Here is a 22,238-nt window from a genome sequence, read left to right on the forward strand (position 1 = left end):
TTATGCTTAGTGTTTTATCTGAACAAAAAATACCGCTCTCCCCATTTATTTGAAAGCGGTATTTTTCATAATTGATTTAAAGTGTTATAGTTTTCTTAGATACTCGGCTATATCGCGGGCTTCGTCTTCGGTCAAGTTTTGGTTCAACATGATGGCGTTGTTGTATTCTTTCAACAAAGCCTTGGCAATAGGGTCTTCTTTTAGCATACCATCAGGGTTCAGAATCATGTTCATGACCCATTCGGGACTACGTCGCTCATAGACCCCTGCCATTGCCGGACCGATCATACGTTGATCGACCATATGGCAAGCGATACATATGGTATTGAACTTTGCTTCGCCACGGGCGGCCATTTCTTCATTGATCTCATCAGGAAATTTCAGGTCTTTGATAGGCCCGACACCTTTATTGTTCAAATCAACGGGCACACCCTCACTGGTCTCCACTTTTTTCTCTTCTTTTTTGGTGCGGCTCACCTCAAACCCATCATCTTTTTTTTCTTCCTTTTTACCCCCACAGCCCACTATAAAAGCTCCTAGGGCCAGAAACAATATTGCTTTTTTCATATTCAAAATATTGGAATTACTAATATAAAGGTTATTTGTCATTTTGGGCCAATGCGGCAAAAAACTTAACTGCCCGCTGTTCGGCATAGGTCACGTTTTGTTTTCCCCAGAAACCCACATGGCCACCAAAATCGGGCACTTCGAGATGTACATGTTCATTGGCTTCCGCTTCGTCAAAGGGATAGCAATTGCTCCCTAGAAATGAATCGTTTTTTGCATTGATGATAAGACTGGGCACGTTCACATTTGACAAAAATTGTTTACTGCTGCATTGCCGGTAGTAATCCAAGGCATCTACAAAACCATGGGCGGGACCTGTATAGACATCATCAAAATCTTTCAGTGTCACTATCGAATCGATCCGTGCTTTTGAAACACGTTCAGGAAATAAGTGATGCTTTTCTTTCAATTTGGCTAACAGATGTTTTTTGAACCTTCGGGCATACAATATGTTTTTGGGTTTCAACAACTCGATACAGGCATCATGTAAATCACAAGGTACCGAGACCGCTACGGCCCCTTTCACCTGTTCAGGAATCATATTGCCCTCACCCAAATATTTTAGGGCAACATTACCGCCCAAGCTGTATCCCTTCAAGTAGAGTTCTTTGTACGTTCTGGTGCTCAGAATGTGATCGACGACGGCCACCAAATCATCAGTGGCCCCAGAGTGGTACGATTTATATTTTCGGTTGGGTTCGCCACTGCATCCCCGAAAATTCACGGCACAGGTATCAAAACCATAGCTATTGAGCTGTTTGGCACTGCCCGTAATATAGGGGCGTTGGGCATTGCCTTCTAAACCGTGCAACAAAATGACCGCTTTTTGGGTAGGGGCAGCGCTTTCACTCCAATCAAGGTCCAAAAAGTCACCATCTGGTAATTCAAGCCGTTCACGTTGTTGTACCACACCATCGACCTTTCTCAACAAGCCATGGTAAATGGTTGAAAAGTGTCCATTTCTGAATAAAAATGGAGGTTGGTAATCGGCAGGGACCAAAGGCATCAGTATAGAATATTGTGCATGGGCCGGGTCTTTTCTGGCAAGTGCTCCTCATCGAGCATATCGCGTAGATCGATTTCTATGGTACGGCAAAGGGCCGTCATGGGCACATCGTTGATACGGCCCTCGAACGGGTCTTCACTGTTGCTTCCGATTTTTTCCATAGTGGTGAAAATCCAAGAGATGAGCACCGAAAAGAAAATCATGAGTACGATGTACCACCAATTGTTGCCGACCTCGAGTTTATCGAGGTTGCTCTCAAAGACGTTCAGCAATCCAAAAGGCAACAACAAGATGAAAATCCATGTGAACACTGTGCTGAAATAGGCATATTGCCTAGGGAAAGGGGTGTTCTTGATACGCTCGCACTTACCTTGAAGATTATAAAGTTCTTCTAAATTGTTGTGAAAGACCTGCTTGTCGAACTCAGTGATTTTTTCCTCTTCCAGCAATTTTTTGAGCTGCAGCCCTTGGTTTTTTACAAGATGCGTAGCGACATTCTTTCGGTTTTCAAGGTCATCGACCTCTGTTGCATCGAGCAATAACTCCATACCACTGCAGACAGGATTGCGCTCACCATGCTTGTCAAAAAGGCGCTCGACCGATTTGTTTTCTTTAATCGAAAATGAGGTCGGTTGCCGTAGTTGAATACGCAGGGCATTGATCCAAGCGATGTGTCGGTGGATCAATTGTATCTGGGCATTTCGGTCGTTTTGTACAAAACAGAGTACGTTGTTGGCCCAAGTTCGTGAATAGTTCACGATGCCCCCCCAAATCTTTCTGGCTTCCCAAAAGCGGTCATAGCTCTGACTGTTCTTGAAACCAATATAAAATGCCACCGCGATACCGATGACCGATAACGGCTGAAAGGGGATGTCAATATGATTCCAATTCAAATAATGATAGAGTCCGAAGACTAGGCAGGCATATATGGTGAAAAACAATAAGTTTTTCCACGCAAAGCGCAAAATGATGCCCCAGCTGATATTTCTTTTGATATACATGATCGATCAGGTAAAATCTAAAAATACTCAAATCTCCAAGATTTCGCTTTATCTTAAAATTGGAAAGTGAACTTTGTCGTAATTTTATGGATATGGGGCTAAGAGCAAAAAAATGTGAGCATCTAGAGGCTGTCAAAGAAGTAAAAAAAACCAAAACTTATGAATGTGAGGCTTGTGTGGGGATCGGTGGTTCTTGGGTGCACCTAAGAACATGTCAGAAATGCGGTGTCACCCTATGTTGTGACAGCTCACCCAATAAACATGCCCGTAAACATGCTGAATCACACAAACATCCTGTCATAAGTTCTGCCGAACCCAATGAAAAATGGCTCTGGTGCTACGAACACAAGACCATAATGAAATATACATAATATGAAAGACCCAAGATTTCCTGAGTTGACCGCACGTCAGATTGCCATTCTGAAGAATTACGGTGAAATTGAAAGTTACCCTGAACCCGCCAGAATATTTACCTTGGGGGATTTGCAGTACGATTTTTTTGTGGTGATGGCAGGCGAAGTATCCATCGAAGACCCCTACAATGATGACAATGTGATCGTAGTGCACAAAAAAAACGAGTTTACCGGTGACAGTGGCATGCTGTCGAACCGTGGCGCGCAATTTCATGCCGTTGCCAGGCCCAACACCTGTGTGCTGCGAATCAAGCCAAAGCGATTGAAAGAGGCCATTGCCAAGTACAGCGATATCAGCGATGTGCTGCTCAATGCCTTTTTGCAACGTCAAGAAACGGTTCTATCAGAGTTTGTGGGGGGCATAAGGCTTGTCGGTTCGGGCACTTCGAAAGAGACCTACGCCATTCGTGATTTCATGGAGAAAAACCATATTTGGTATAATTTTTTGGATGTTGATTCTTCAACGGAGGCCCGAGAATTATTGAACAACTTTGGGCTTTCAAAAAACGATTTGCCCATATTGATCAATAGCGATGCCAAGGTTTGTCAGAATCCATCACTAGACGAATTGGCCCGTTATGCGGGGGTGTTGATGGATTTTGAGGATGAGGTCTTTGATCTGTTGGTCATCGGTGCGGGCCCGGCAGGTTTGGCAGCAAGTGTGTACGCCGCATCTGAGGGCCTTAGTGTGGTCACTATTGACAGCAAGGCACCCGGGGGGCAAGCGGGCAAGAGCTCAAAGATTGAAAATTATCTGGGCTTCCCCACAGGAATCTCGGGAAACGACCTTGCCAATAGGGCTTATGTTCAAGCGCAGAAATTCGGCTGTAATATTTCAATACCGCATAAAGCCGAGAATATCGAATTTACAGGAAATCATTTTATTGTAACGGCCACCAACGACAAGACCATAAAGACAAAGGCGGTAATGGCCGCCACAGGGGCCAATTATCGACAATTGCCCATTGAAAACATTGAGAAATATGAAGGCAGTGGGGTTTATTACTCGGCCACGGGAATGAATGCCTCGGCCTGCAAAGACGAATTGGTCGGTGTGGTAGGCGGTGGCAATTCGGCCGGTCAGGCCGCCCTTTTTTTGGCAGACCATGCGAAAGAAGTACATGTGATTTTACGCGGAGGTAACCTTGGGGCCAAAATGAGCGATTATCTTGTGCAACGTATCGAGGCGGCCGAAAACATTTATGTGCACCTTTTTACCGAGGTAAAAGAATTGCACGGCCAATATCATCTAGAGTCTGTGGTCTTAGCGGGCGGTAAGGGCGAGACAACCAAAAAAAGCATTACCAACCTTTTCACGTTTATTGGGGCCAAGCCCTGTACAGACTGGCTTAAGGGGCTGGTGGCCACCGATGAGCGTGGATTCATCTGCACAGGACCTGGAATAAAAGAGGAAGATTTGCACCAATGTTCCATTTTTAGAAAGCGCAAACCCCAATCACTTGAGACCAGTATGCCGGGCTTCTTTGCGGTGGGCGATGTGAGAAAAGGCTCTGTGAAACGCGTGGCCTCTGCCGTAGGTGAAGGCTCGATGGCGGTCAGTCAGGTACATCAATTTTTGGCAGACTTGAAAAACACGGAAACGGTTGAAGCCTGATCATTCTATTTTGGGAACCGGGCAAGAAGCGCTGCTTGTTCTTCAACCGCACTTTTGAACTCTTCTTTCAATTGGGCCACCAAGGCTGCAACGGGTAGCGTGTTCGCAATTGTCGCCACACCTTGCCCTGCCGACCAAATGGTTTTCCAAGCTTTGGCCTCGGTATCGAGTTCTTTGCCAAAATCGATTTTGTGGTCTTTTTTGAGGTCTTCTTCGGTGATGCCAGCTGCCTTAAGGCTAGCCGATAAAAAATTGGCATGTACCCCAGATATGGCCGCGGTATAGGTCACATCACTGGCACCTGCCTCAATGATCATCTGCTTGTAATCGTCAGGGGCCCTGCTTTCTTCAGCGTTGATGAAACGGGTACCCATATAGGCTAGGTCGGCCCCCATCTGCATGGCTGAGGCAATGTCACGACCGGTACTGATGCAACCTGACAGAATGATGGTTTTGGTAAAAAATTGCTTCACCTCGGCAACGAGGGTCATTGGGTTGATGGTACCTGCATGGCCCCCGGCCCCAGCCGAAACGAGTATCAATCCATCCACACCTGCTTCGGCCGCTTTTTGGGCGTGACGCTTTTTGATGATGTCGTGAAAAACGAGCCCACCGTAACTATGAACGGCATCGACGACCTGTCGAACAGCACCCAAAGAAGTGATGATGAGCGGCACTTGGTGCTTGACACAGAGTTTGAGATCGGCTTCTAACCTCGGATTGGTCGGATGCACAATAAGGTTCACCCCGAACGGTGCCGGCTTTTTGCCCGTTTTCTCTTCATACCTTTTTAACTCCGCTTTGATTTCAACGAGCCATTCCTCAAAACCCTCGCTGGTACGTTGGTTCAACGCAGGAAAAGTACCCACAATGCCGTTCTTGCAACATTCAATGACCAATTTGGGGCCAGAGATCAGAAACATGGGGGCCGCAATGGCAGGTAATACGAGATCGTTGATAAAAGGTGCGCTAGGGCTCATCGAAAATTGTTTTGAGAATTGTTGTCAGTTTTTGTTCGGGGATACCCCAAAACTATGTTATTTTTACAAATTATTATGCATGCATAACAAAATATCCTATCCATGTTTCTAAAAGAGTTTGAAATTCGTTGGAGTGATCTCGATGCGAATCGCCATCTGGCCAATTCGGCCTACATCAATTTTATGAGCCATACCCGAATGGCGTACCTTGGCCAATTGGGGTTCAACCAAAAGACTATGGCACAGCATAACATTGGCCCTGTGGTCTTTTATGAGCATGTATATTATTTCAAGGAAGTATTTCCTGGAAAACCTGTACAGGTCTCGTTGGGCTTTAAGGGGATGAGTAAAGATGGTATGTTCTTTGAATTTCAGCATGATTTTTATGATTCGGATGGGACAAACTTTGCCCGTTGTGAGATGATGGGCGCTTGGATCGACCTAAAGGAGCGAAAACTCACTGCCCTGCCCCAAGTTTTTTTGGATGCTTTCGATAAGATGGAGAAGGTCGAGGAATTCAGGATCTTGACAAAAGAAGATACCCGCAGGTTTGCGAAAACACCTAAGAATTTGGTCTGACCCTTTTACTTGCCAAATAAACACCCAACAGTACCAATACGCCGGCCAAGATCTTGACCAGGGTGAGCTGGTCTTTGCCCATGGCCATGGCAAAGAGGATTCCGAAAACGGGTTGCACATAGATAAAGGCACCAATGGTACTGGCCTTGAGTTCGGTCATCGCGAATATGTTGAAGAGATAGGTCAAAAAAGTGGTGCCTATCACCACAAAGGCAATGACCCCATAGACCCACAGCGGCATAGTGGCCCATTCGATTTCAAGAAACTCTGAAAAGGTGATAGGAAAGTTGATGACCAAGCCAATCAAGAACAACCACTTCATCAAGGTAAAAGGATGATATTTTTCAACCAGTTTTTTCGCGATGATAAGATAGGCACCATAGGCTGCAGAATTGACTACGAACAAGGTGTTGCCCAAGGGAATGTTAGGGGCGTCTTGCCGTATTTCGGCTCCGAACAAGATCAGTACCAGGGCACCGACAAAGCCTAGAAAGATTCCAAACCCCTTGTTAAAAGTGATTCTTTCCTTTAAAAGAAAAAAAGAAAGCAAGACCACAATAATGGGGCTAATGGTGATAAGTACCGAACTGTTGATGGGAGTAGAAAGCTCTAATCCCTTAAAAAAGGAAAGCATGTTGATCGACATGCCCAACAGGGCACAGACCAACAGCCTGAACCAATCTTTTTTTTCGACTCTTTCTTTGGGCCCGAAGAAAGAGATGCCCCAAAAAAGGAGGGTGGCCCCCACAACACGCAAAAAAATGAATCCGAAGGGTTTGACATAGGTCGGCATGACCCCTTTGGCGATAGTATGGTTCAATGCATAAATCAGGGTTGCCCCAATGGCGGCCATAAAGGCCAGCGTTCTTTTGCTCATCAATGTAGGGCGGCTTTGGCCCCTTCTACGGCCTTTTTGGCGTTGCCTATAAAGATTTGATCATCGACTACCACCACAGGTCTTTTTAAAAAGGTATAGTGCTCCAATATCAAGTCGCGGTAATCATTCTCGGAAAGCTGTTTGTCGTTTAGGCCTCGTTGTCTGAACAGCATGGCCCTTCTGCTGAACAGCGATTCGTAACTGTCGGTTCGGGCACGCATTTCTTCCAGTTCTTCAGGGGTTATGCCCTTTGACTTGATTTCGCGGAGTTCCACATCGTTCAAGGGCTCCAGTTCCTTTAAGATTTTTTGGCAGGTTTTGCAGGTTTCAAGATGATAGATCTTTTTCATGGTCTGTAGTTTAAAATGGTTTTGCAAAGAAACTCATTTCCTTTGTAAAAACGTTTCATAATTGATTATGCCAATGCGAGGTCAACGACTTTTTGCGAGTGGATTTTCGTGGTATCAAAAGTGGGCAAATCGACTTCGTTGCCGGGAATCAATAAAGGAAGCTCTGTACAGCCCAAAATAATGCCCTCTGCCCCCGATTGTCTGAGTTTTTTGATGATGCCAAGGCATTTGTTTTTTGAAGCCTCGTCAAAAATACCCTTTACCAACTCGTTATAGATGATATCTTGTAGCATTTGCCTTTCTTCTTCTGATGGAACAACGACGTCCAAACCAAAATCAATCTCAAGAATTTTGGTATAAAAATCTTTCTCCATTGTGAATTTGGTGCCAAGAAGCCCCACCTTCTTCAGCCCCTTTTTTTGTATGGCCTCGGCGGTTGTCGTTGCGATATGTACAAAGGGCAAGTCTATCGCTTGGGTAATAAAATCGCTTACCAAGTGTATGGTGTTGGTGCCCAATATGACCATTTCTGCCCCTGCCGTTTCAAGTTTTTTGGCATGTTCGGCCATTATTGCTCCGATTGTGTCCCAATCGCCTGTGAAAGATAGTTTTTCGATCTCGGCAAAGTCGACAGAGCTCATCAAGACTTTTGCAGAGTGCGAGCCGCCCAGCCGTTCATTGACCATACGATTGAGATATTCGTAGTACACCTTAGATGATTCCCAGCTCATGCCCCCGATCAATCCGATAGTTTTCATAGTGGCCTATTTGGTTTTTGATAGCGCTTCAGCTCCTTCAATGACAATTTGCGAAAGAAATCTTGCCGCCGTTTTTCTAAATGATCTTGTTCGACCGCTATCGCAGTCATGCTTCTTATAACACGTTAAGGTTGTCTCCATGATATTTATATTTCGCTATTTATCGATTTGAACTGCGAAAATTTTACAGTTCCTTTTTTAAGGCTTCAACATAAGCCTGTAATACTTTTTCATTTCGCTTATAATATGTCCATTTACCATGTCGGGTAGGGATTACCAAATCGGCATTCTGCATTGAATTCAAATAGGTTGAAATGGTCGATTGCGATAGGCCCGCCTTATCTTGAATATAGCCCACACAGACCCCATCGTCGAAATGGTCAATATCTTGATGGGGAGGGAAATTCGCCTCAGGGTCTTTTAACCATTTCAGAATATCGACTCTTGTCTTATTTGATAGAACCTTGCTGATTTCAATGATGTTCATGGCACAAAATTACAAATAATATTTAAATATCTAGATAAATAGATATGTTTTGATGTAAGATTCTAAGATACTGAGCACTATTGTGCCTTTTTTTGAAAAGATCAAGACTTCACTTTGTGCTTTAAATACGGGGCAGCCTCTTTAAAGGGAATAATCAGGGTAATTGGACCATCGGCGTAAGAAGCAATTTCATATTGGTTGTAGATCATTTGCAGCCCCTGTTCTGTATAGGCGATGTTTTCGGCCAAATGAAAACGGTTTCGTTCAAACATAAAACCCGTTTGGTTGATGTCGCCCTCTTTGGGAATCGACTCTTGTTCCCTGAACCTAACTTCGGCCAGTTTTTCAAACCCTTCCAAATCACTGAAAAGCTCATGGTTTTCCAACTCTTGGTTGTTGTTCTTGTCGAAGTTCAGAAGAGTGGTTGAGCCATTTCCATGGGCGCCACCGGTAAAAATATATGAATTCAGCATTATGGTCAGTAGATTGTCATCTTCAAAAATAATTTCTGCATTGATTTCAGCTTCCCATGGCAGTGACTCATCGGCAAACTTCTGTTGTACTTGTTGAAACTCTTTTGTAAAAGAGGCTATGGCCCCATCGATGGTAGCTACATCACTGCCTTCATCAAACCTCAGATGATAGATGATTTCTTCCCTAAGAGCTGTACTGATGGTTGCCGCCAATTTATCTTCGTTCAATGCATGGGGTATTTGAATTTTGATTTTTGGGCATTGGTGACAATCGGCCCCTGAAAATTCAAGAGGTTCAAAAGTAAGTTTATGTGATTCTTTGCAACTGATGAACGCAATGAGCAATGATATGGTGAAAAAGACTTTTTTCATGAGGGGGTGTTTGGGGTTTCAAATTTAGCATTTGATTGAATACTCAAAAACTTAACGATACATTTGTGGGATAAATTTTATTCTGTAGAACAATTTAAAAACAGAATCATGAATTTGGAAAAGAACAAAGAAAATGCCATTGCCTTTTACAAAATGGCTTACGAGGGAAATCCGAAAAAAGCAGTGCAACTATATGTAGGGGATATTTATGTTCAACACAACCCTGATGTAGCGGATGGCCCTGACGGATTCATCGATTATTTTGAAAGGATGCAACAAGAGTATCCCGAAAAATCAATTGAATTTGTCAGGTGTATTGCCGAAGGCGATTTAGTCGCGCTGCACACACATCAAACCTGGCCGGGCAATGAAGAATATGTGACCATGGATTTTCTCAGATTTGATGAACGTGGAAAAATAGTCGAGCACTGGGATTCCATTCAAAAAATTCCAGAAACGGCGGCCCATAACAATGGAATGTACTAAGGCAAGCATAAAAAGCACTTAATGACAATGGCAAAAAAAGAGTTGAAATTCAATAGCAAGACAATACACGGCGGGCAACGACCTGACAAGGCCTATGGGGCCGTCATGCCGCCTATTTACCAAACGTCTACCTACGCGCAGAGCACGCCTGGCGGGCATCAGGGGTTTGAATATTCGCGCAGCGGAAACCCCACAAGAACAGCTTTGGAAAATTCTTTGGCAAGCATAGAAAATGGGCAATACGGTCTGGCATTTGCCAGTGGGCTTTCGGCCATGGACGCAGTAATAAAATTATTGAATCCGGGTGATGAGGTAATCTCTACCAACGATTTGTATGGAGGAAGTTACAGGCTGTTCCGTCAGGTTTTTGAGAAATACGGGATTGTCTTTCATTTTATCGGAATGCAAGATATGGCCGCTATCGAGGAAAAAATCAATAAAAACACCAAATTGGTTTGGGTTGAGACCCCAACAAACCCTATGATGAACGTCGTTGACATCAAAGCCGTTTCGGCTTTGGCCAAAAAACACGATCTGCTGCTTGCCATTGATAATACGTTTGCTACACCCTATCTGCAGCAACCTTTGGATCTAGGCGCAGATATCGTTATGCATTCCGCGACAAAATACTTGGGGGGCCATAGTGATGTGGTCGTCGGGGCCCTGATCGTTAATGATAAAGAACTGGCCGATAAATTATACTTCATTCAAAATGCCAGTGGGGCCGTCTGCGGACCTATGGACAGTTTTTTGACCCTTCGTGGCATCAAGACCCTTCACGTACGCATGCAACGGCACAATGAGAATGGGGAAATCATTGCAAAGTACCTTAACGACCATCCAAAAATAGAAAAGGTGTACTGGCCCGGTTTTGAAGATCACCCCGATCATGATATTGCCAAAAGTCAGATGAACGGTTTTGGAGGCATGATTTCCTTTATTCCAAAAGGTGGCACCTTTGAAGCTGCGGTCAAGATCGTAGAAAAACTTGAAGTGTTCACGCTTGCTGAGTCTTTGGGAGGCGTCGAAAGTTTGGCTGGCCACCCCGCGAGTATGACGCATGCCAGTATACCAAAAGAAGAACGCGAAAAGAGCGGTGTGGTCGATGCCTTGATACGGTTGAGCGTCGGCATCGAAGATGTTGATGATCTTATTGCGGATTTGGGCCAGGCCATTGGGTAAGCATCTTCATTTTTTCAGATACCGCAAAATGCTGTTTTTGAAATATTTTTAAAAAAACCCCCTTCAAATTATGTAAATAGCATATTTTTGACGCCATATTTCTAATTCAATAATTTAAACAACTGCTATATTCCCATATGGAAGCTAAAATCAAAGCATTTATGGAGGAGGTCAAGACCAGAAATGGTCATGAACCTGAATTCATTCAAGCGGTACAAGAAGTAGCCGAAACGGTGATCCCATATATCGCAAAAAATGAGATTTATAACGGAAAAAATATCTTGTTGCGCATGGTCGAGCCTGAGCGATTGATTTCTTTTCGGGTGGCCTGGGTCGATGATGATGGCGAGATTCATGTCAACAGGGGGTACCGAATTCAGATGAACTCGGCCATCGGTCCATATAAAGGGGGGCTGCGGTTTCACCCAACGGTAAACGCGAGTGTTCTTAAATTCTTGGCATTCGAACAAGTGTTCAAGAACAGTCTGACCACATTGCCGATGGGCGGTGGCAAGGGCGGTTCTGATTTTGACCCGAAAGGCAAATCTGATGACGAGGTGATGCGGTTTTGCCATGCTTTTATGACCGAACTGTCTCGACATATTGGCCCCAATACTGATGTGCCGGCCGGTGATATTGGTGTAGGTGCCCGTGAAATAGGTTTCTTGTTTGGTAAATACAAAAAAATAAAAAACGAATTCACCGGGGTATTGACCGGAAAGGGACGTTCATGGGGAGGATCGTTGATTCGACCTGAAGCGACAGGATACGGTACTGTTTATTTTGCCGATAGCATGATGAAGACACGTGGAGATTCCTTTAAAGGAAAAAGCGTGGTGGTCTCAGGTTCTGGTAACGTGGCCCAATATGCTGCTGAAAAAGTGCTGCAATTGGGTGGTAAAGTTTTGACCATGTCAGATTCAGGAGGTCATGTGTATGATAAAGATGGCATCGATACCGAAAAATTGGCATGGATAATGGATTTGAAGAACAACCGGCGGGGAAGAATCTCAGAATACGCCGAAAAATATCCAAATGCCGAATATCATAAGGGTGTTGCTCCTTGGGTAGTACCTTGTGATATCGCCCTACCTTGTGCCACTCAAAACGAATTGAACGGCGAGCATGCCAAAACACTCTTGAAAAATGGCTGTATCTGTGTGGCTGAGGGCGCAAACATGCCCTCAACACCCGAGGCAATCCATGCTTTTCACGATGCCAGAATATTGTTTGCCCCCGGCAAGGCTTCAAACGCGGGTGGTGTGGCCACTTCAGGACTGGAAATGTCTCAGAACTCGCTTCGAATCAGTTGGACCCGCCAAGAGGTCGATGATCGCTTGAAGGCCATCATGAATGATATTCACGATTCGTGCATCGAGTTTGGCAAAGAAGATGACGGATATTGCAATTATGTAAAAGGAGCCAATATCGCGGGCTTTGTGAAAGTGGCCGATGCCATGCTCGCACAAGGCGTTATATAGCTAATTCAAATAATCACTGTGCCCGTTGCATTTCAGTGTAGCGGGTTTTTTCTTTTTTATCTTTACGGTATCGTTTGATTTTCCATGCAGGTAGCTACCAGGGCCATTGTTTTTTCATCACTGAAGTATGGAGATACAAGTTTGATCGTAAAGGCATTTACCCAGTCTGACGGTCTTAAATCGTATCTGTTGAAAGGTGTGCTTTCTTCAAAAAGAGGCAAATTGAAAACTGCCTATTTTCAGCCCTTGACCCAATTAGAACTAATCGCCAACCATAAAAACAAGGGTACGCTCGAGACCATTAAAGAGGCCAAGGTCATCTACCCGTACAAGACGCTGCATACCCATGTGGTGAAGAACAGCATAGTGCTTTTCTTGGCAGAAATGTTAGGGTCTAGCATTCAAGAAGAAGAAAAAGATGAAAGTCTATATAATTATTTGGAATACAGTTTGAATTGGATGGATGACCATGAAAACATCGCTAATTTTCACATTCTTTTTTTGCTGAACCTGACCAAATATTTAGGATTCTACCCAGATACTTCCTATCAAAAAGAGGCCTATTTTGATTTGCTCGAGGGAAACTTTTCAATACGACCTTCGCTCAATCCCATTATTCAAGGATCGACCCTCGATTGTTTTAGACAATTTTTAGGCATAAATTTTGATGCACTATTGACGATAAAAATGAACAAGACCAACCGACAAGAACTGTTGCAAGCAGTGATTCTTTATTTCGGGCTACATTTGCACGGATTCAGAAAACCCAGATCGTTGGCTGTTTTAAATGCGGTGTTTGATTAAGTATGGGCAAGAAGGGTTTCCTACTTTTTTTTCTACTTTTCCCATGGTTCGTTTCCTCACAACAAGTTATGGTGATGGATGTCGATACTGGCAACCCTATTGCCAACGTAGCGGTGTTCAATAAAGATAAATCAAAGAGTATTATCACTGATTTTGGTGGTCGTTGCGACCTTTCCATCTTTGGTCGCAATGAACGTATTGAGTTCAGGCATATCAGTTATCAGCCCTTGAAGACCAGCAAGGCGATCATATCAAAAAGGGGCAATAGGGTTTTTTTGCAGGTAAAAGCAGAGCAGCTTGACGAAGTGATCATGTCAGTCTCAAAATGGGAGCAACAACGAAAAGATATACCCCAAAAAGTAGAATTGATCAACGCACAGAGCATCGCCTTGGCCAATCCACAGACCTCAGCAGACCTTTTACAGCAAAGTGGCAAGGTATTCGTGCAAAAAAGCCAGTTGGGCGGTGGTAGCCCCATGATTCGTGGTTTTGCCACCAATAGGGTACTGTTGTCGGTCGATGGTGTTCGTATGAACAATGCCATTTTTAGGGGCGGTAATGTACAGAATGTCATTTCGATCGATCCCTTTACGGTACAGAACACCGAAGTGATTTTTGGTCCCGGCTCGGTTATTTATGGTAGTGATGCCATTGGTGGGGTGATGAATTTTTTTACGAAGAATCCACGTTTTTCATTCACCGACAGCCTTGCGGTTTCGGGTAGCGCCCTGTATCGTTTTTCAACGGCCAATACCGAAAATACCGCCCATGCCGATGTCAACTTGGGCAAGAAAAAATGGGCATCTTACACCAGTGTTTCCTACAGTGATTTTGGTGATTTGACCATGGGCGAGCATGGCCCTGATGATTACTTGAGAAATAGTTTTGTGGTGAGGCGGAATGGGCAAGACGTGCTGGTACCAAATAAGGACCCAAGAGAGCAGGTGCCCTCTGGGTATGACCAAATCAATTTTTTGCAGAAGTTCAAATTCCGCCCGAACAACAACTATACCTATGATTTGGGGCTATATTATTCTGAAACATCAGACTACTCTCGATACGATCGTTTGATTAGGCCCAATAACGCGGGTGATGGGCTACGCTCAGCAGAATGGTTCTATGGCCCCCAAAAATGGTTCATGGGCAATTTTCAGGTCACCAAACAAGGAAGGAATAAATTTTACGATCGTGTGAAATTGACGACCGCCTATCAATTTTTTCAAGAGAGCAGAAATGAGCGGGGTTTTCAAGATCCTACCCTTTTCAAGACGGAAGAAAAAATCGATGCTCTTTCGGTGAACCTTGACTTTGAAAACAAAAAGATCGGCAACCTCAGACTCTATTATGGGGCCGAGTACATTTTCAATAAAGTGAACTCTGATGGAAGCCAACAAAATATCGAAACGAGCGAAACAAGTGATTCAGCTTCGAGATATCCTGATGGGGCAACTTGGCAGACCTTTGCAGGGTATATCAACGGCGAATATCAGATCAAACCCAATTTCACAGTTTTGTCAGGGCTGCGTTATAGCCAGGTATGGGTTGATGCACAGTTCGATGACAGCTTTTTTCAATTTCCCTTTGAGGAGGCCGATATCATTACGGGGGCTTTGACGGGCAGTATCGGTTTCAGTTGGTTTCCAAAAGAAAATTTTCAGGTCACACTGAACGGTTCAACTGCTTTTAGGGCGCCGAATATTGACGATGTGGGCAAGATATTCGATTCTGAACCTGGTTCGGTTGTGGTGCCCAACCCCGATCTAAAACCTGAATATGCCTATAATGTTGACTTTGGCATCAGAAAAAACTTCAATGATAAACTGGTATTTTCGGCAGCCACCTACTATACCTATCTGGTCGATGCCCTGGTGCGGAGAAATTTTGCCTTCAATGGACAATCTGAAATAGAATACAATGGTGAACTCAGTAATGTTCAGGCCATTCAGAATGCGGCTAAGGCCTATGTGTATGGTTTTGAATTCGGGTTAGAGGCCTTTCTGAATGAAAATTGGTCACTGAGATCAAACCTTACCTTTACAGAAGGTGTTGAAGAAGAAGAAGACGGTACCGACTCACCGGCCCGTCATGTGGCACCTACCTTTGCCGATGTTCATTTACTGTATAAGAATTCAAAACTCACCACCGACCTGTTTTTGAATTTTAATGGTGAGATACCTTTCGAAGACCTGGCTTTTTCTGAACGGAACAAACCTTTTATCTATGCAATCGACGACGAGGGAAATCCGTACTCGCCTTCATGGTATACCCTGAACCTGCGTTCGCAATATCAAATATCCCACGCCTTGAAGGCCTCGCTGAACCTTGAGAATATCACAAATCAACGATACCGTACCTATTCTTCAGGTATTGTTGCCCCGGGAACCAATTTGATCATGGGGCTTGAATATAGTTTTTAAACAGAAAAGCCCAGATAAAACTGGGCTTTTTTGATTCTTTAAACTAGACGGCCTAGTGGTCTTCAGTTGCCTCCTCTACCTTTTTAGCTGCATCGTTTACGGCTTTTTTGGCGTCATCTCCAACCTCTTTGGCCGCGTCTTTTACATCATTTGCCGCATCTTCAGCAGCATTCTTGACATTTTCTCCCATTTCTTCAGCCGCTTTCATGGCATTTTCACCGGCTTCTTTGGCCCCGTTCATGGCGTCTTCTCCCGCTTCTTTTAGGTTTTCACCAGCCTCCTCTAACGATTCAGCGGCCTCACCTGCTGCTTCGGCAGCTTCTTGGGAGGTATCCTTTACTTTATCGGAACAGCCTTCACATGATTGAAAACCCAGGGCAAATGCCGTAACGGCAAATACAAGCAGTACTTTTTTCATTTTAATGGTTTTAAGTGTTTATGCCCAAATATACATTATTTCAACCTGCTTCGAATCATAAGTGCAACTAACACTGTTCGTTGGCCATTTTTTCCTTCTAAATTTTTAATTTTGCAAACTTGTAATTCCACAGGATTGAATGTTATGAAGTTTGCCGAATATAAGGGATTGGATTTGCCAAAAGTGGGCCAAGAAATTTTAGAGCACTGGAAGCAGCACGCCATTTTTGAAAAAAGTGTTTCTACCCGTGAAGGCAAACCCGGTTACGTCTTCTACGAAGGGCCGCCCTCGGCCAATGGTATGCCCGGCATACACCATGTGATGGCGCGTACCATCAAGGATATTTTTCCAAGGTACAAAACCATGAAAGGCTATCAGGTGAAGCGTAAGGCTGGCTGGGACACCCATGGGCTTCCGATAGAATTGGGCGTTGAAAAAGAACTGGGCATTACCAAAGAAGACATCGGCAAAAAAATTTCCATCGAAGAATACAACGAGGCTTGTAAAAGAGCGGTCATGCGCTACACCGATGTCTGGAATGAAATGACTGAAAAGGTAGGGTACTGGGTCGATATGGACAACCCTTACATTACGTACAAGCCCAAATACATGGAGTCGGTATGGTGGCTGCTCAAACAGATTTACGACAAAGGCTTGATATATAAGGGCTATACGATACAGCCGTATTCGCCTAAAGCGGGCACAGGCCTCAGTTCGCACGAGCTGAACCAACCGGGCACCTATCAAGATGTGACCGATACCACTGTGACGGCACAGTTTAAGGCAAAACGGGAAACACTGCCTGCATTTTTGAAGGAAATAGAGGGAGACACTTATTTTTTGGCGTGGACGACCACCCCTTGGACACTTCCCTCCAATACGGCATTGACCGTAGGGCCAAAAATCGATTACGCAGTGATCAAGACCTTTAACCAATATACGTTTGACCCCATCAATGTTGTATTGGCCAAGGCGCTGGTAGGCAAACAGTTTTCAGGAAAGTTTTTTGAAGCAGAATCGGATGAGGATTTCGAAAACTACGAACAACAAGACAAAAAAATACCCTTTCGGATCATAGCAGAGACAAAGGGCAATGATTTGGTCGGTATTGGCTATGAGCAGTTATTGCCCTACGTGCTTCCCTACCAAAACCCTGAAAATGCCTTTAGGGTAATCGCAGGTGATTTTGTGACCACCGAAGAAGGTACTGGAATCGTACACACTGCACCCACTTTTGGCGCCGACGATATGCAGGTGGCCAAACAGGCAAAGCCCGAAGTGCCGCCCATGTTGGTGCTTGATGAGTACGACAATCCCGTTCCCTTGGTGGATTTGCAGGGCAGGTTTCGCCCTGAAATGAAAGAGCTGGGAGGCAAGTATGTCAAAAACGAATACTATGAAGAGGGCGAAGCACCTGAAAAGTCCGTCGATGTTGAAATCGCCATTAAACTGAAAGAAGAGAACAAGGCTTTTAAGGTTGAAAAATACCTTCACAGCTATCCGAATTGTTGGCGTACCGATAAGCCTATTCTGTATTACCCGTTGGATTCGTGGTTCATCAAGGTCACCGATATTCGAGATCGCATGCACGAACTGAACCAAGAAATCAACTGGAAACCGAAGTCAACGGGCGAAGGCCGTTTTGGCAACTGGTTGGCCAATGCCAATGATTGGAACCTTTCTCGATCACGTTATTGGGGCATTCCGTTGCCCATTTGGCGAACCGAAGATGGTCAAGAAGAAATAATTATCGGTTCTGTCGAAGAACTCAAGACCGAAATGGCAAAAGCTGTTAGGGCCGGCTTCATGCAGAAAGACATTTTTGAAGATTTTGTCGTGGGAGACATGAGCGAGGCCAACTATGACAAGGTAGACCTACACAAAAATATTGTGGACCGCATAACATTGGTTTCTTCTTTGGGAAAACCCATGAAACGGGAGACCGATCTTATCGATGTATGGTTTGACAGCGGTTCAATGCCGTATGCGCAATGGCATTATCCTTTTGAAAACGAGCATTTGATTGATGGCGGGGAGGCTTTTCCGGCCAATTTCATCGCAGAGGGCGTAGATCAGACGCGTGGTTGGTTCTACACGCTACACGCCATTGCCACCATGGTTTTTGATTCTGTGGCCTACCGAAATGTAGTTTCTAACGGACTTGTGCTTGACAAGGATGGAAAAAAGATGTCAAAGCGATTGGGCAACGCCGTTGATCCCTTTGAGACCATGAAATCGCATGGGGCCGATGCCACCCGTTGGTATTTGATATCCAATGCCAATCCGTGGGATAACTTGAAGTTCGATATTGAAGGAGTGGCGGAGGTCAAACGTAAGTTCTTCGGTACTCTCTACAATACCTACTCGTTCTTCGCCCTGTATGCCAATATCGATGGATTCTCTTATACAGAAGAGGAGATTCCACTTGATGAAAGGTCAGAACTTGACCAGTGGATTCTTTCAGAATTGCACTCGTTGATCAAAATGGTCGATGAGGCCTATGCCGACTACGAACCGACCAAAGCGGCCAGGGGAATCTCTGATTACGTACAAGAAAACCTGAGCAACTGGTACGTTCGCCTGAGCAGAAGAAGATTTTGGAAGGGAGATTATCAAAAAGACAAAATCTCGGCTTATCAGACCCTATACACTTGTTTGAGGGTAGTGGCCAAGCTATCTGCACCTTTGGCACCATTTTATACCGACAGGCTGTACAAAGATCTAGAAGCCGTTGTCAAAAAAGAGGATTATGAAAGTGTGCACCTTTCTGATTTCCCCGATTATGACGAAAAAATGGTGAACAAAAAGCTGGAGCGTAAAATGCAGACCGCCCAGAAAATCACGTCATTGATACTTTCCATTCGGCAGAAAGAAAAAATCAAGGTACGGCAACCCCTGCAGAAAGTAATGATTCCTGTTCTGGATGCTTCCCAAAGGGGAGAAATTGAAGCGGTCTCTGATTTGGTAAAATCTGAAGTGAACGTCAAAGAGATCGAACTGCTCGATGATGCTTCAGATATTTTGGTCAAGCAAATAAAGCCAAATTTCAAGATTTTAGGCCCAAAATATGGAAAGGAGATGAAGTCTATCGCAGCGGCTGTTGCGCAGTTAGACCAGTCGGCCATCCAAAAAATCGAACAAGAAGGCGAAATATCGCTTGATTTGGAAAATAAAAGCATTAAATTACAGTTGTCAGATGTAGAGATCAGTTCTCAAGATATTGAAGGCTGGCTAGTGGCGAGCAATGGCACCTTGACCGTGGCACTTGATGTGACCATTGACGAAGACCTCAAAAAAGAGGGTATTGCAAGAGAGTTGGTCAATAGAATTCAGAATCTCAGAAAAGATTCAGGTTTTGAGGTGACCGATAAAATTGACATTAAAATTTTGAAAGATGGTCTTGTTGAAAAGGCCGTGGAGAGTAACAAAGAATATATCAAATCAGAGACCCTGACCGCAGTGCTTGATTTTGAAGAGAAACTGGAAGAGGGAACTGCAGTGGCCTTTGATGGCGTGAACACTAGATTGTTAATTAAAAAACATTGAACGATGGCAGAAGATACAAAAGTCAGATACTCAGACAAAGAACTTGAAAAGTTCAGAAAACTGATAGAAGAAAAAATAGAAAAGGCCCAAAAGCACCTTGACCTTTTGAGAAGTTCTTACATGAACGACGGTAATAACGGTACCGATGATACTTCACCCACTTTTAAGGCGTTTGAAGAAGGTTCTGAAACCATGAGCAAAGAGGCCAATACCCAATTGGCCATTCGTCAAGAAAAGTTCATTCGTGATCTTAAGAACGCCTTATTGCGCATTGAGAACAAAACCTATGGCATCTGCCGTGTGACGGGCAAACTGATCAACAAAGAGCGGTTGAAGTTGGTGCCCCATGCCACTTTGAGCATCGAAGCGAAGAACATGCAAAAGTAACCGTGTGCTTTTACTGCGAGCCGCGCGTCTTTTTTTGTGGGCCTTTATCTCTTTATCCACCGTTGGGCTGACGTGCCAAAAAGTGGTCAAAAAGACTTTCGTAGACCCGCGAAACAGCTATATTCAAATCGACTCAAAAGACTGCTATCACATAGATTTGAATACTGCATCTGGAGATGAGCTATATGTAGAGGCCATCATTGATGGGGAATACACAAAAGATTTGCTTGTCAACATTGAACAAGAAGGTGAAACAGTGATGGTCTATACCGATTTTCAACCGAATTTTGTGTTTCCGAACGATAAATTGAGTGCCCATAAAGTAATATCGGTCAAACTTAACATCACAGTACCAGAATATCATGACATTCGGCTCTTTGGTACGAGCAGCAATGTAGCGGTAACGGGTAAATACAAAAACCTTGAAATTGATTTGTCAGATGGTTATTGCGAATTGCATAATATAGCCGAACATGCCCAAGTAAAGACCCAAAAAGGAGGCATATACCTTTTTGCTGCCGAAGGTGATATCACGGCGTATTCGACCTATGGCAAAGTAAGCGAAAATGCGATTCCACCAGGAAATGTTAGTTACGACCTACGGTCGATACAAGGAAATATTTATCTCAAAAGAACTGAATAATATCAGTACTTTTGCAACTTATTTCTAATGATGAACCTTAAGAGATCACTCGTACTTATCGTTATAGTTTTATTGATTGACCAAATCAGTAAAATTTACGTAAAGACCCACTTTGAATACCAACAATCTGTAGAGGTCTTCAACTGGTTCAAAATTCTCTTCATTGAAAATTCAGGTGCTGCATGGGGCACCAAATTAAATGATTTTCTACCTGTGTCTGAGGCTGCGGGAAAGCTCATATTGACCATTTTTCGTCTTTTCGCGATAGTAGGTATCGGATATTGGTTATATGATATTATCAGAAAGAATTCTTCTCGAATATTGATCATCGCGGTATCATTGATTTTTGCTGGGGCGTTGGGCAATATTATTGATTCGGTTTTCTACGGGGTGGTGTTCAATGACAGCTACAACCAAGTGGCCACCTTGTTCTCTGATGAGCCCTATGGCAAATTGTTTCATGGCCGGGTGGTCGATATGCTGTATTTCCCGATCATACAAGATGCCGTATGGCCCAAATGGATGCCCATAGTAGGGGGAAAAACCTTCAGTTTCTTCGAACCGGTTTTCAATATTGCAGATTCAGCCATTAGTATTGGGGTCGCTATGTTGATCGTTTTCAATAAAAAGGCTTTTCCAAAGAAGGTTCAAGAAGAAGTAGAAGAGAAGTCATAGCTATTTTTTGGGGTGACGCAATAGTCCATTCGAACATCATGATCGGCAACACCACTTATAACGGTCTCCGCTTCGAAAAATGACAAACCGACCTTTAAGGTATCAGAACGACATTTTCGTAAGAAGCCATCATAATAGCCTTTGCCGTAGCCGATGCGATTTCCAAGTCGGTCAAAGGCCAATAGCGGAATAAAAACTACGTCTATTTTCGTTTCTTCTACCTGTTCGCTGCCCGAAGGCTCTGGTACTTGCCAATTGTTTACGGCAATGGTCGTGGTATCGGTCAACAGATAGTGTTCAAGTGTAGCGCTGGCGGCCATTTTGGGCACTACGATATTCTTGCCTTTTGTTTGTAAAAAATTGATGATGGGGGCGGTGTCAACTTCTTTCTTATCGACAATGCTTAGAAAAATATGATAATATGAAAAATCCCAAAGAGGAAGATCAAGTAGTCGGTCGACTATTTTAAGGCTACTTTCGGAGATAAAAAAAGGAGAAAGTTCTTTTCTTTTCTCCTTATAAATTTTCCTTAGTTCATGTTTCAACATACTCTGATGTTGATTGATTCTGTGGGGCAGTTTCAGGCATTCGTCACCTATTCTCTAGTTGAGACGGCGAAATAGATTTTGAAGAACAACATCAAAATCAGGTACATGCCCAAAACAATCAAATAATTCTCCATGCATTTAACGTTTAGGTGCTTAAAAATAAATAAAAAAAT

General features: G+C 43.9%; 23 protein-coding genes. 12 read left to right on the top strand and 11 right to left on the bottom strand.

Translation table 11 applies throughout. The annotated features are described in order from the left end of the window. Nucleotides 1-84: 84 nt before the first annotated feature. The 3 genes from L0P89_RS08680 to L0P89_RS08690 are packed head-to-tail and all read right to left on the bottom strand — an operon-like array spanning nt 85 to nt 2,574. Nucleotides 85-567, bottom strand: coding sequence for a cytochrome c (locus L0P89_RS08680; protein WP_235264707.1), 483 nt, complete (start codon nt 565-567; stop codon nt 85-87). A gap of 31 nt (nt 568-598) precedes the next feature. Further along, nucleotides 599-1,573 (bottom strand): YheT family hydrolase, encoded by a 975-nt coding sequence (locus tag L0P89_RS08685; RefSeq protein ID WP_235264708.1) that lies wholly within the window; start codon nt 1,571-1,573, stop codon nt 599-601. Then, nucleotides 1,573-2,574, bottom strand: coding sequence for a bestrophin family protein (locus L0P89_RS08690; RefSeq protein ID WP_235264709.1), 1,002 nt, complete (start codon nt 2,572-2,574; stop codon nt 1,573-1,575). The genes L0P89_RS08685 and L0P89_RS08690 overlap by 1 nt, the downstream gene beginning before the upstream one ends. Before the next feature lie 92 nt (nt 2,575-2,666). On the opposite strand from L0P89_RS08690, the gene L0P89_RS08695 reads away from it, so the two are divergent. Both L0P89_RS08695 and L0P89_RS08700 read left to right on the top strand, forming a co-directional pair. Beyond that, the gene (locus L0P89_RS08695; protein WP_235264710.1) at nt 2,667-2,945 is read left to right on the top strand and encodes a UBP-type zinc finger domain-containing protein; all 279 of its coding nucleotides are present in this window, start codon (nt 2,667-2,669) and stop codon (nt 2,943-2,945) included. 1 nt (nt 2,946) lies between these two features. Continuing rightward, nucleotides 2,947-4,602 carry an FAD-dependent oxidoreductase gene (locus tag L0P89_RS08700; protein ID WP_235264711.1) on the top strand — a complete coding sequence of 552 codons (1,656 nt, stop codon included), beginning with the start codon at nt 2,947-2,949 and terminating at the stop codon, nt 4,600-4,602. A gap of 5 nt (nt 4,603-4,607) precedes the next feature. On the opposite strand, the gene L0P89_RS08705 is transcribed toward L0P89_RS08700, so the two are convergent. Further along, a complete protein-coding gene (locus L0P89_RS08705; RefSeq protein WP_235264712.1) occupies nt 4,608-5,582 on the bottom strand; it encodes a nitronate monooxygenase family protein in 975 nt (324 codons plus the stop codon). 102 nt (nt 5,583-5,684) lie between these two features. On the opposite strand from L0P89_RS08705, the gene L0P89_RS08710 reads away from it, so the two are divergent. Next, nucleotides 5,685-6,161 carry a thioesterase family protein gene (locus L0P89_RS08710; protein WP_235264713.1) on the top strand — a complete coding sequence of 159 codons (477 nt, stop codon included), beginning with the start codon at nt 5,685-5,687 and terminating at the stop codon, nt 6,159-6,161. Here the strand turns inward: L0P89_RS08710 and L0P89_RS08715 are convergent. The 5 genes from L0P89_RS08715 to L0P89_RS08735 form a co-directional block, all read right to left on the bottom strand. Further along, nucleotides 6,145-7,038: a DMT family transporter gene (locus L0P89_RS08715; protein ID WP_235264714.1), complete on the bottom strand. Its 894-nt coding sequence runs from the start codon at nt 7,036-7,038 to the stop codon at nt 6,145-6,147. The two genes, L0P89_RS08710 and L0P89_RS08715, sit on opposite strands and share 17 nt — an antisense overlap. Further along, a complete protein-coding gene (locus tag L0P89_RS08720) occupies nt 7,038-7,388 on the bottom strand; it encodes an arsenate reductase family protein (RefSeq protein ID WP_235264715.1) in 351 nt (116 codons plus the stop codon). Before L0P89_RS08720 ends, L0P89_RS08715 begins: the two co-directional genes overlap by 1 nt. A 65-nt stretch (nt 7,389-7,453) precedes the next feature. Next, on the bottom strand, nt 7,454-8,146 hold the full coding sequence (locus tag L0P89_RS08725) for an aspartate/glutamate racemase family protein (RefSeq protein ID WP_235264716.1): 693 nt from the start codon (nt 8,144-8,146) through the stop codon (nt 7,454-7,456). Between the two features lie 184 nt (nt 8,147-8,330). Next, nucleotides 8,331-8,633 carry an ArsR/SmtB family transcription factor gene (locus L0P89_RS08730; RefSeq protein ID WP_235264717.1) on the bottom strand — a complete coding sequence of 101 codons (303 nt, stop codon included), beginning with the start codon at nt 8,631-8,633 and terminating at the stop codon, nt 8,331-8,333. A 101-nt stretch (nt 8,634-8,734) separates the two neighbouring features. Beyond that, nucleotides 8,735-9,478 (bottom strand): DUF3298 and DUF4163 domain-containing protein, encoded by a 744-nt coding sequence (locus L0P89_RS08735; protein ID WP_235264718.1) that lies wholly within the window; start codon nt 9,476-9,478, stop codon nt 8,735-8,737. Between the two features lie 108 nt (nt 9,479-9,586). On the opposite strand from L0P89_RS08735, the gene L0P89_RS08740 reads away from it, so the two are divergent. The 5 genes from L0P89_RS08740 (at nt 9,587) to L0P89_RS08760 (ending at nt 15,848) form a co-directional block, all read left to right on the top strand. Further along, complete coding sequence (locus L0P89_RS08740) at nt 9,587-9,964, top strand: nuclear transport factor 2 family protein (protein ID WP_235264719.1); 378 nt, start codon at nt 9,587-9,589, stop codon at nt 9,962-9,964. Between the two features lie 27 nt (nt 9,965-9,991). After that, the gene (locus L0P89_RS08745) at nt 9,992-11,146 is read left to right on the top strand and encodes a cystathionine gamma-synthase (protein WP_235264720.1); all 1,155 of its coding nucleotides are present in this window, start codon (nt 9,992-9,994) and stop codon (nt 11,144-11,146) included. Nucleotides 11,147-11,283: 137 nt separating this feature from the next. Beyond that, nucleotides 11,284-12,627, top strand: a complete 1,344-nt coding sequence (gene gdhA / locus L0P89_RS08750) for an NADP-specific glutamate dehydrogenase (protein ID WP_235264721.1) — start codon at nt 11,284-11,286, stop codon at nt 12,625-12,627. Between the two features lie 84 nt (nt 12,628-12,711). After that, a complete protein-coding gene (recO, locus tag L0P89_RS08755) occupies nt 12,712-13,431 on the top strand; it encodes a DNA repair protein RecO (RefSeq protein ID WP_235264722.1) in 720 nt (239 codons plus the stop codon). 68 nt (nt 13,432-13,499) lie between these two features. Continuing rightward, entirely contained in the window at nt 13,500-15,848 is a 2,349-nt protein-coding gene (locus L0P89_RS08760) for a TonB-dependent receptor domain-containing protein (RefSeq protein WP_409557573.1), read from the top strand. Nucleotides 15,849-15,900: 52 nt separating this feature from the next. Here L0P89_RS08760 and L0P89_RS08765 read toward each other — a convergent pair whose 3' ends face one another. Further along, nucleotides 15,901-16,266 carry a hypothetical protein gene (locus tag L0P89_RS08765; protein ID WP_235264724.1) on the bottom strand — a complete coding sequence of 122 codons (366 nt, stop codon included), beginning with the start codon at nt 16,264-16,266 and terminating at the stop codon, nt 15,901-15,903. 144 nt (nt 16,267-16,410) lie between these two features. Here L0P89_RS08765 and ileS point away from each other — a divergent pair, with 144 nt between their 5' ends. The 4 genes from ileS to L0P89_RS08785 all read left to right on the top strand — a co-directional run bounded on the left by ileS (nt 16,411) and on the right by L0P89_RS08785 (nt 21,517). Next, complete coding sequence (ileS, locus tag L0P89_RS08770) at nt 16,411-19,812, top strand: isoleucine--tRNA ligase (protein ID WP_235264725.1); 3,402 nt, start codon at nt 16,411-16,413, stop codon at nt 19,810-19,812. Nucleotides 19,813-19,815: 3 nt separating this feature from the next. After that, on the top strand, nt 19,816-20,199 hold the full coding sequence (locus tag L0P89_RS08775) for a TraR/DksA family transcriptional regulator (RefSeq protein WP_235264726.1): 384 nt from the start codon (nt 19,816-19,818) through the stop codon (nt 20,197-20,199). Between the two features lie 82 nt (nt 20,200-20,281). Beyond that, on the top strand, nt 20,282-20,842 hold the full coding sequence (locus tag L0P89_RS08780) for a hypothetical protein (RefSeq protein ID WP_235264727.1): 561 nt from the start codon (nt 20,282-20,284) through the stop codon (nt 20,840-20,842). A 30-nt stretch (nt 20,843-20,872) separates the two neighbouring features. Continuing rightward, entirely contained in the window at nt 20,873-21,517 is a 645-nt protein-coding gene (locus L0P89_RS08785) for a lipoprotein signal peptidase (protein WP_235268014.1), read from the top strand. Here L0P89_RS08785 and L0P89_RS08790 read toward each other — a convergent pair. Continuing rightward, nucleotides 21,490-22,065 (bottom strand): 5-formyltetrahydrofolate cyclo-ligase, encoded by a 576-nt coding sequence (locus tag L0P89_RS08790; RefSeq protein WP_235264728.1) that lies wholly within the window; start codon nt 22,063-22,065, stop codon nt 21,490-21,492. The genes L0P89_RS08785 and L0P89_RS08790 overlap by 28 nt on opposite strands. Nucleotides 22,066-22,238: the final 173 nt, after the last annotated feature.

It is taken from the genome of Muricauda sp. SCSIO 65647, from assembly GCF_021534965.1.
Classification (GTDB): Bacteria; Bacteroidota; Bacteroidia; order Flavobacteriales; family Flavobacteriaceae; genus Flagellimonas_A.

Coding starts and splice junctions, on each gene's coding strand:
- L0P89_RS08680 (WP_235264707.1), bottom strand. CDS start 567: ATGAAAAAAGCAATATTGTTTCTGGCCCTAGGAGCTTTTATAGTGGGC.
- L0P89_RS08685 (WP_235264708.1), bottom strand. CDS start 1,573: ATGCCTTTGGTCCCTGCCGATTACCAACCTCCATTTTTATTCAGAAAT.
- L0P89_RS08690 (WP_235264709.1), bottom strand. CDS start 2,574: ATGTATATCAAAAGAAATATCAGCTGGGGCATCATTTTGCGCTTTGCG.
- L0P89_RS08695 (WP_235264710.1), top strand. CDS start 2,667: ATGGGGCTAAGAGCAAAAAAATGTGAGCATCTAGAGGCTGTCAAAGAA.
- L0P89_RS08700 (WP_235264711.1), top strand. CDS start 2,947: ATGAAAGACCCAAGATTTCCTGAGTTGACCGCACGTCAGATTGCCATT.
- L0P89_RS08705 (WP_235264712.1), bottom strand. CDS start 5,582: ATGAGCCCTAGCGCACCTTTTATCAACGATCTCGTATTACCTGCCATT.
- L0P89_RS08710 (WP_235264713.1), top strand. CDS start 5,685: ATGTTTCTAAAAGAGTTTGAAATTCGTTGGAGTGATCTCGATGCGAAT.
- L0P89_RS08715 (WP_235264714.1), bottom strand. CDS start 7,038: ATGAGCAAAAGAACGCTGGCCTTTATGGCCGCCATTGGGGCAACCCTG.
- L0P89_RS08720 (WP_235264715.1), bottom strand. CDS start 7,388: ATGAAAAAGATCTATCATCTTGAAACCTGCAAAACCTGCCAAAAAATC.
- L0P89_RS08725 (WP_235264716.1), bottom strand. CDS start 8,146: ATGAAAACTATCGGATTGATCGGGGGCATGAGCTGGGAATCATCTAAG.
- L0P89_RS08730 (WP_235264717.1), bottom strand. CDS start 8,633: ATGAACATCATTGAAATCAGCAAGGTTCTATCAAATAAGACAAGAGTC.
- L0P89_RS08735 (WP_235264718.1), bottom strand. CDS start 9,478: ATGAAAAAAGTCTTTTTCACCATATCATTGCTCATTGCGTTCATCAGT.
- L0P89_RS08740 (WP_235264719.1), top strand. CDS start 9,587: ATGAATTTGGAAAAGAACAAAGAAAATGCCATTGCCTTTTACAAAATG.
- L0P89_RS08745 (WP_235264720.1), top strand. CDS start 9,992: ATGGCAAAAAAAGAGTTGAAATTCAATAGCAAGACAATACACGGCGGG.
- gdhA (WP_235264721.1), top strand. CDS start 11,284: ATGGAAGCTAAAATCAAAGCATTTATGGAGGAGGTCAAGACCAGAAAT.
- recO (WP_235264722.1), top strand. CDS start 12,712: ATGCAGGTAGCTACCAGGGCCATTGTTTTTTCATCACTGAAGTATGGA.
- L0P89_RS08760 (WP_409557573.1), top strand. CDS start 13,500: ATGGTGATGGATGTCGATACTGGCAACCCTATTGCCAACGTAGCGGTG.
- L0P89_RS08765 (WP_235264724.1), bottom strand. CDS start 16,266: ATGAAAAAAGTACTGCTTGTATTTGCCGTTACGGCATTTGCCCTGGGT.
- ileS (WP_235264725.1), top strand. CDS start 16,411: ATGAAGTTTGCCGAATATAAGGGATTGGATTTGCCAAAAGTGGGCCAA.
- L0P89_RS08775 (WP_235264726.1), top strand. CDS start 19,816: ATGGCAGAAGATACAAAAGTCAGATACTCAGACAAAGAACTTGAAAAG.
- L0P89_RS08785 (WP_235268014.1), top strand. CDS start 20,873: ATGAACCTTAAGAGATCACTCGTACTTATCGTTATAGTTTTATTGATT.
- L0P89_RS08790 (WP_235264728.1), bottom strand. CDS start 22,065: ATGTTGAAACATGAACTAAGGAAAATTTATAAGGAGAAAAGAAAAGAA.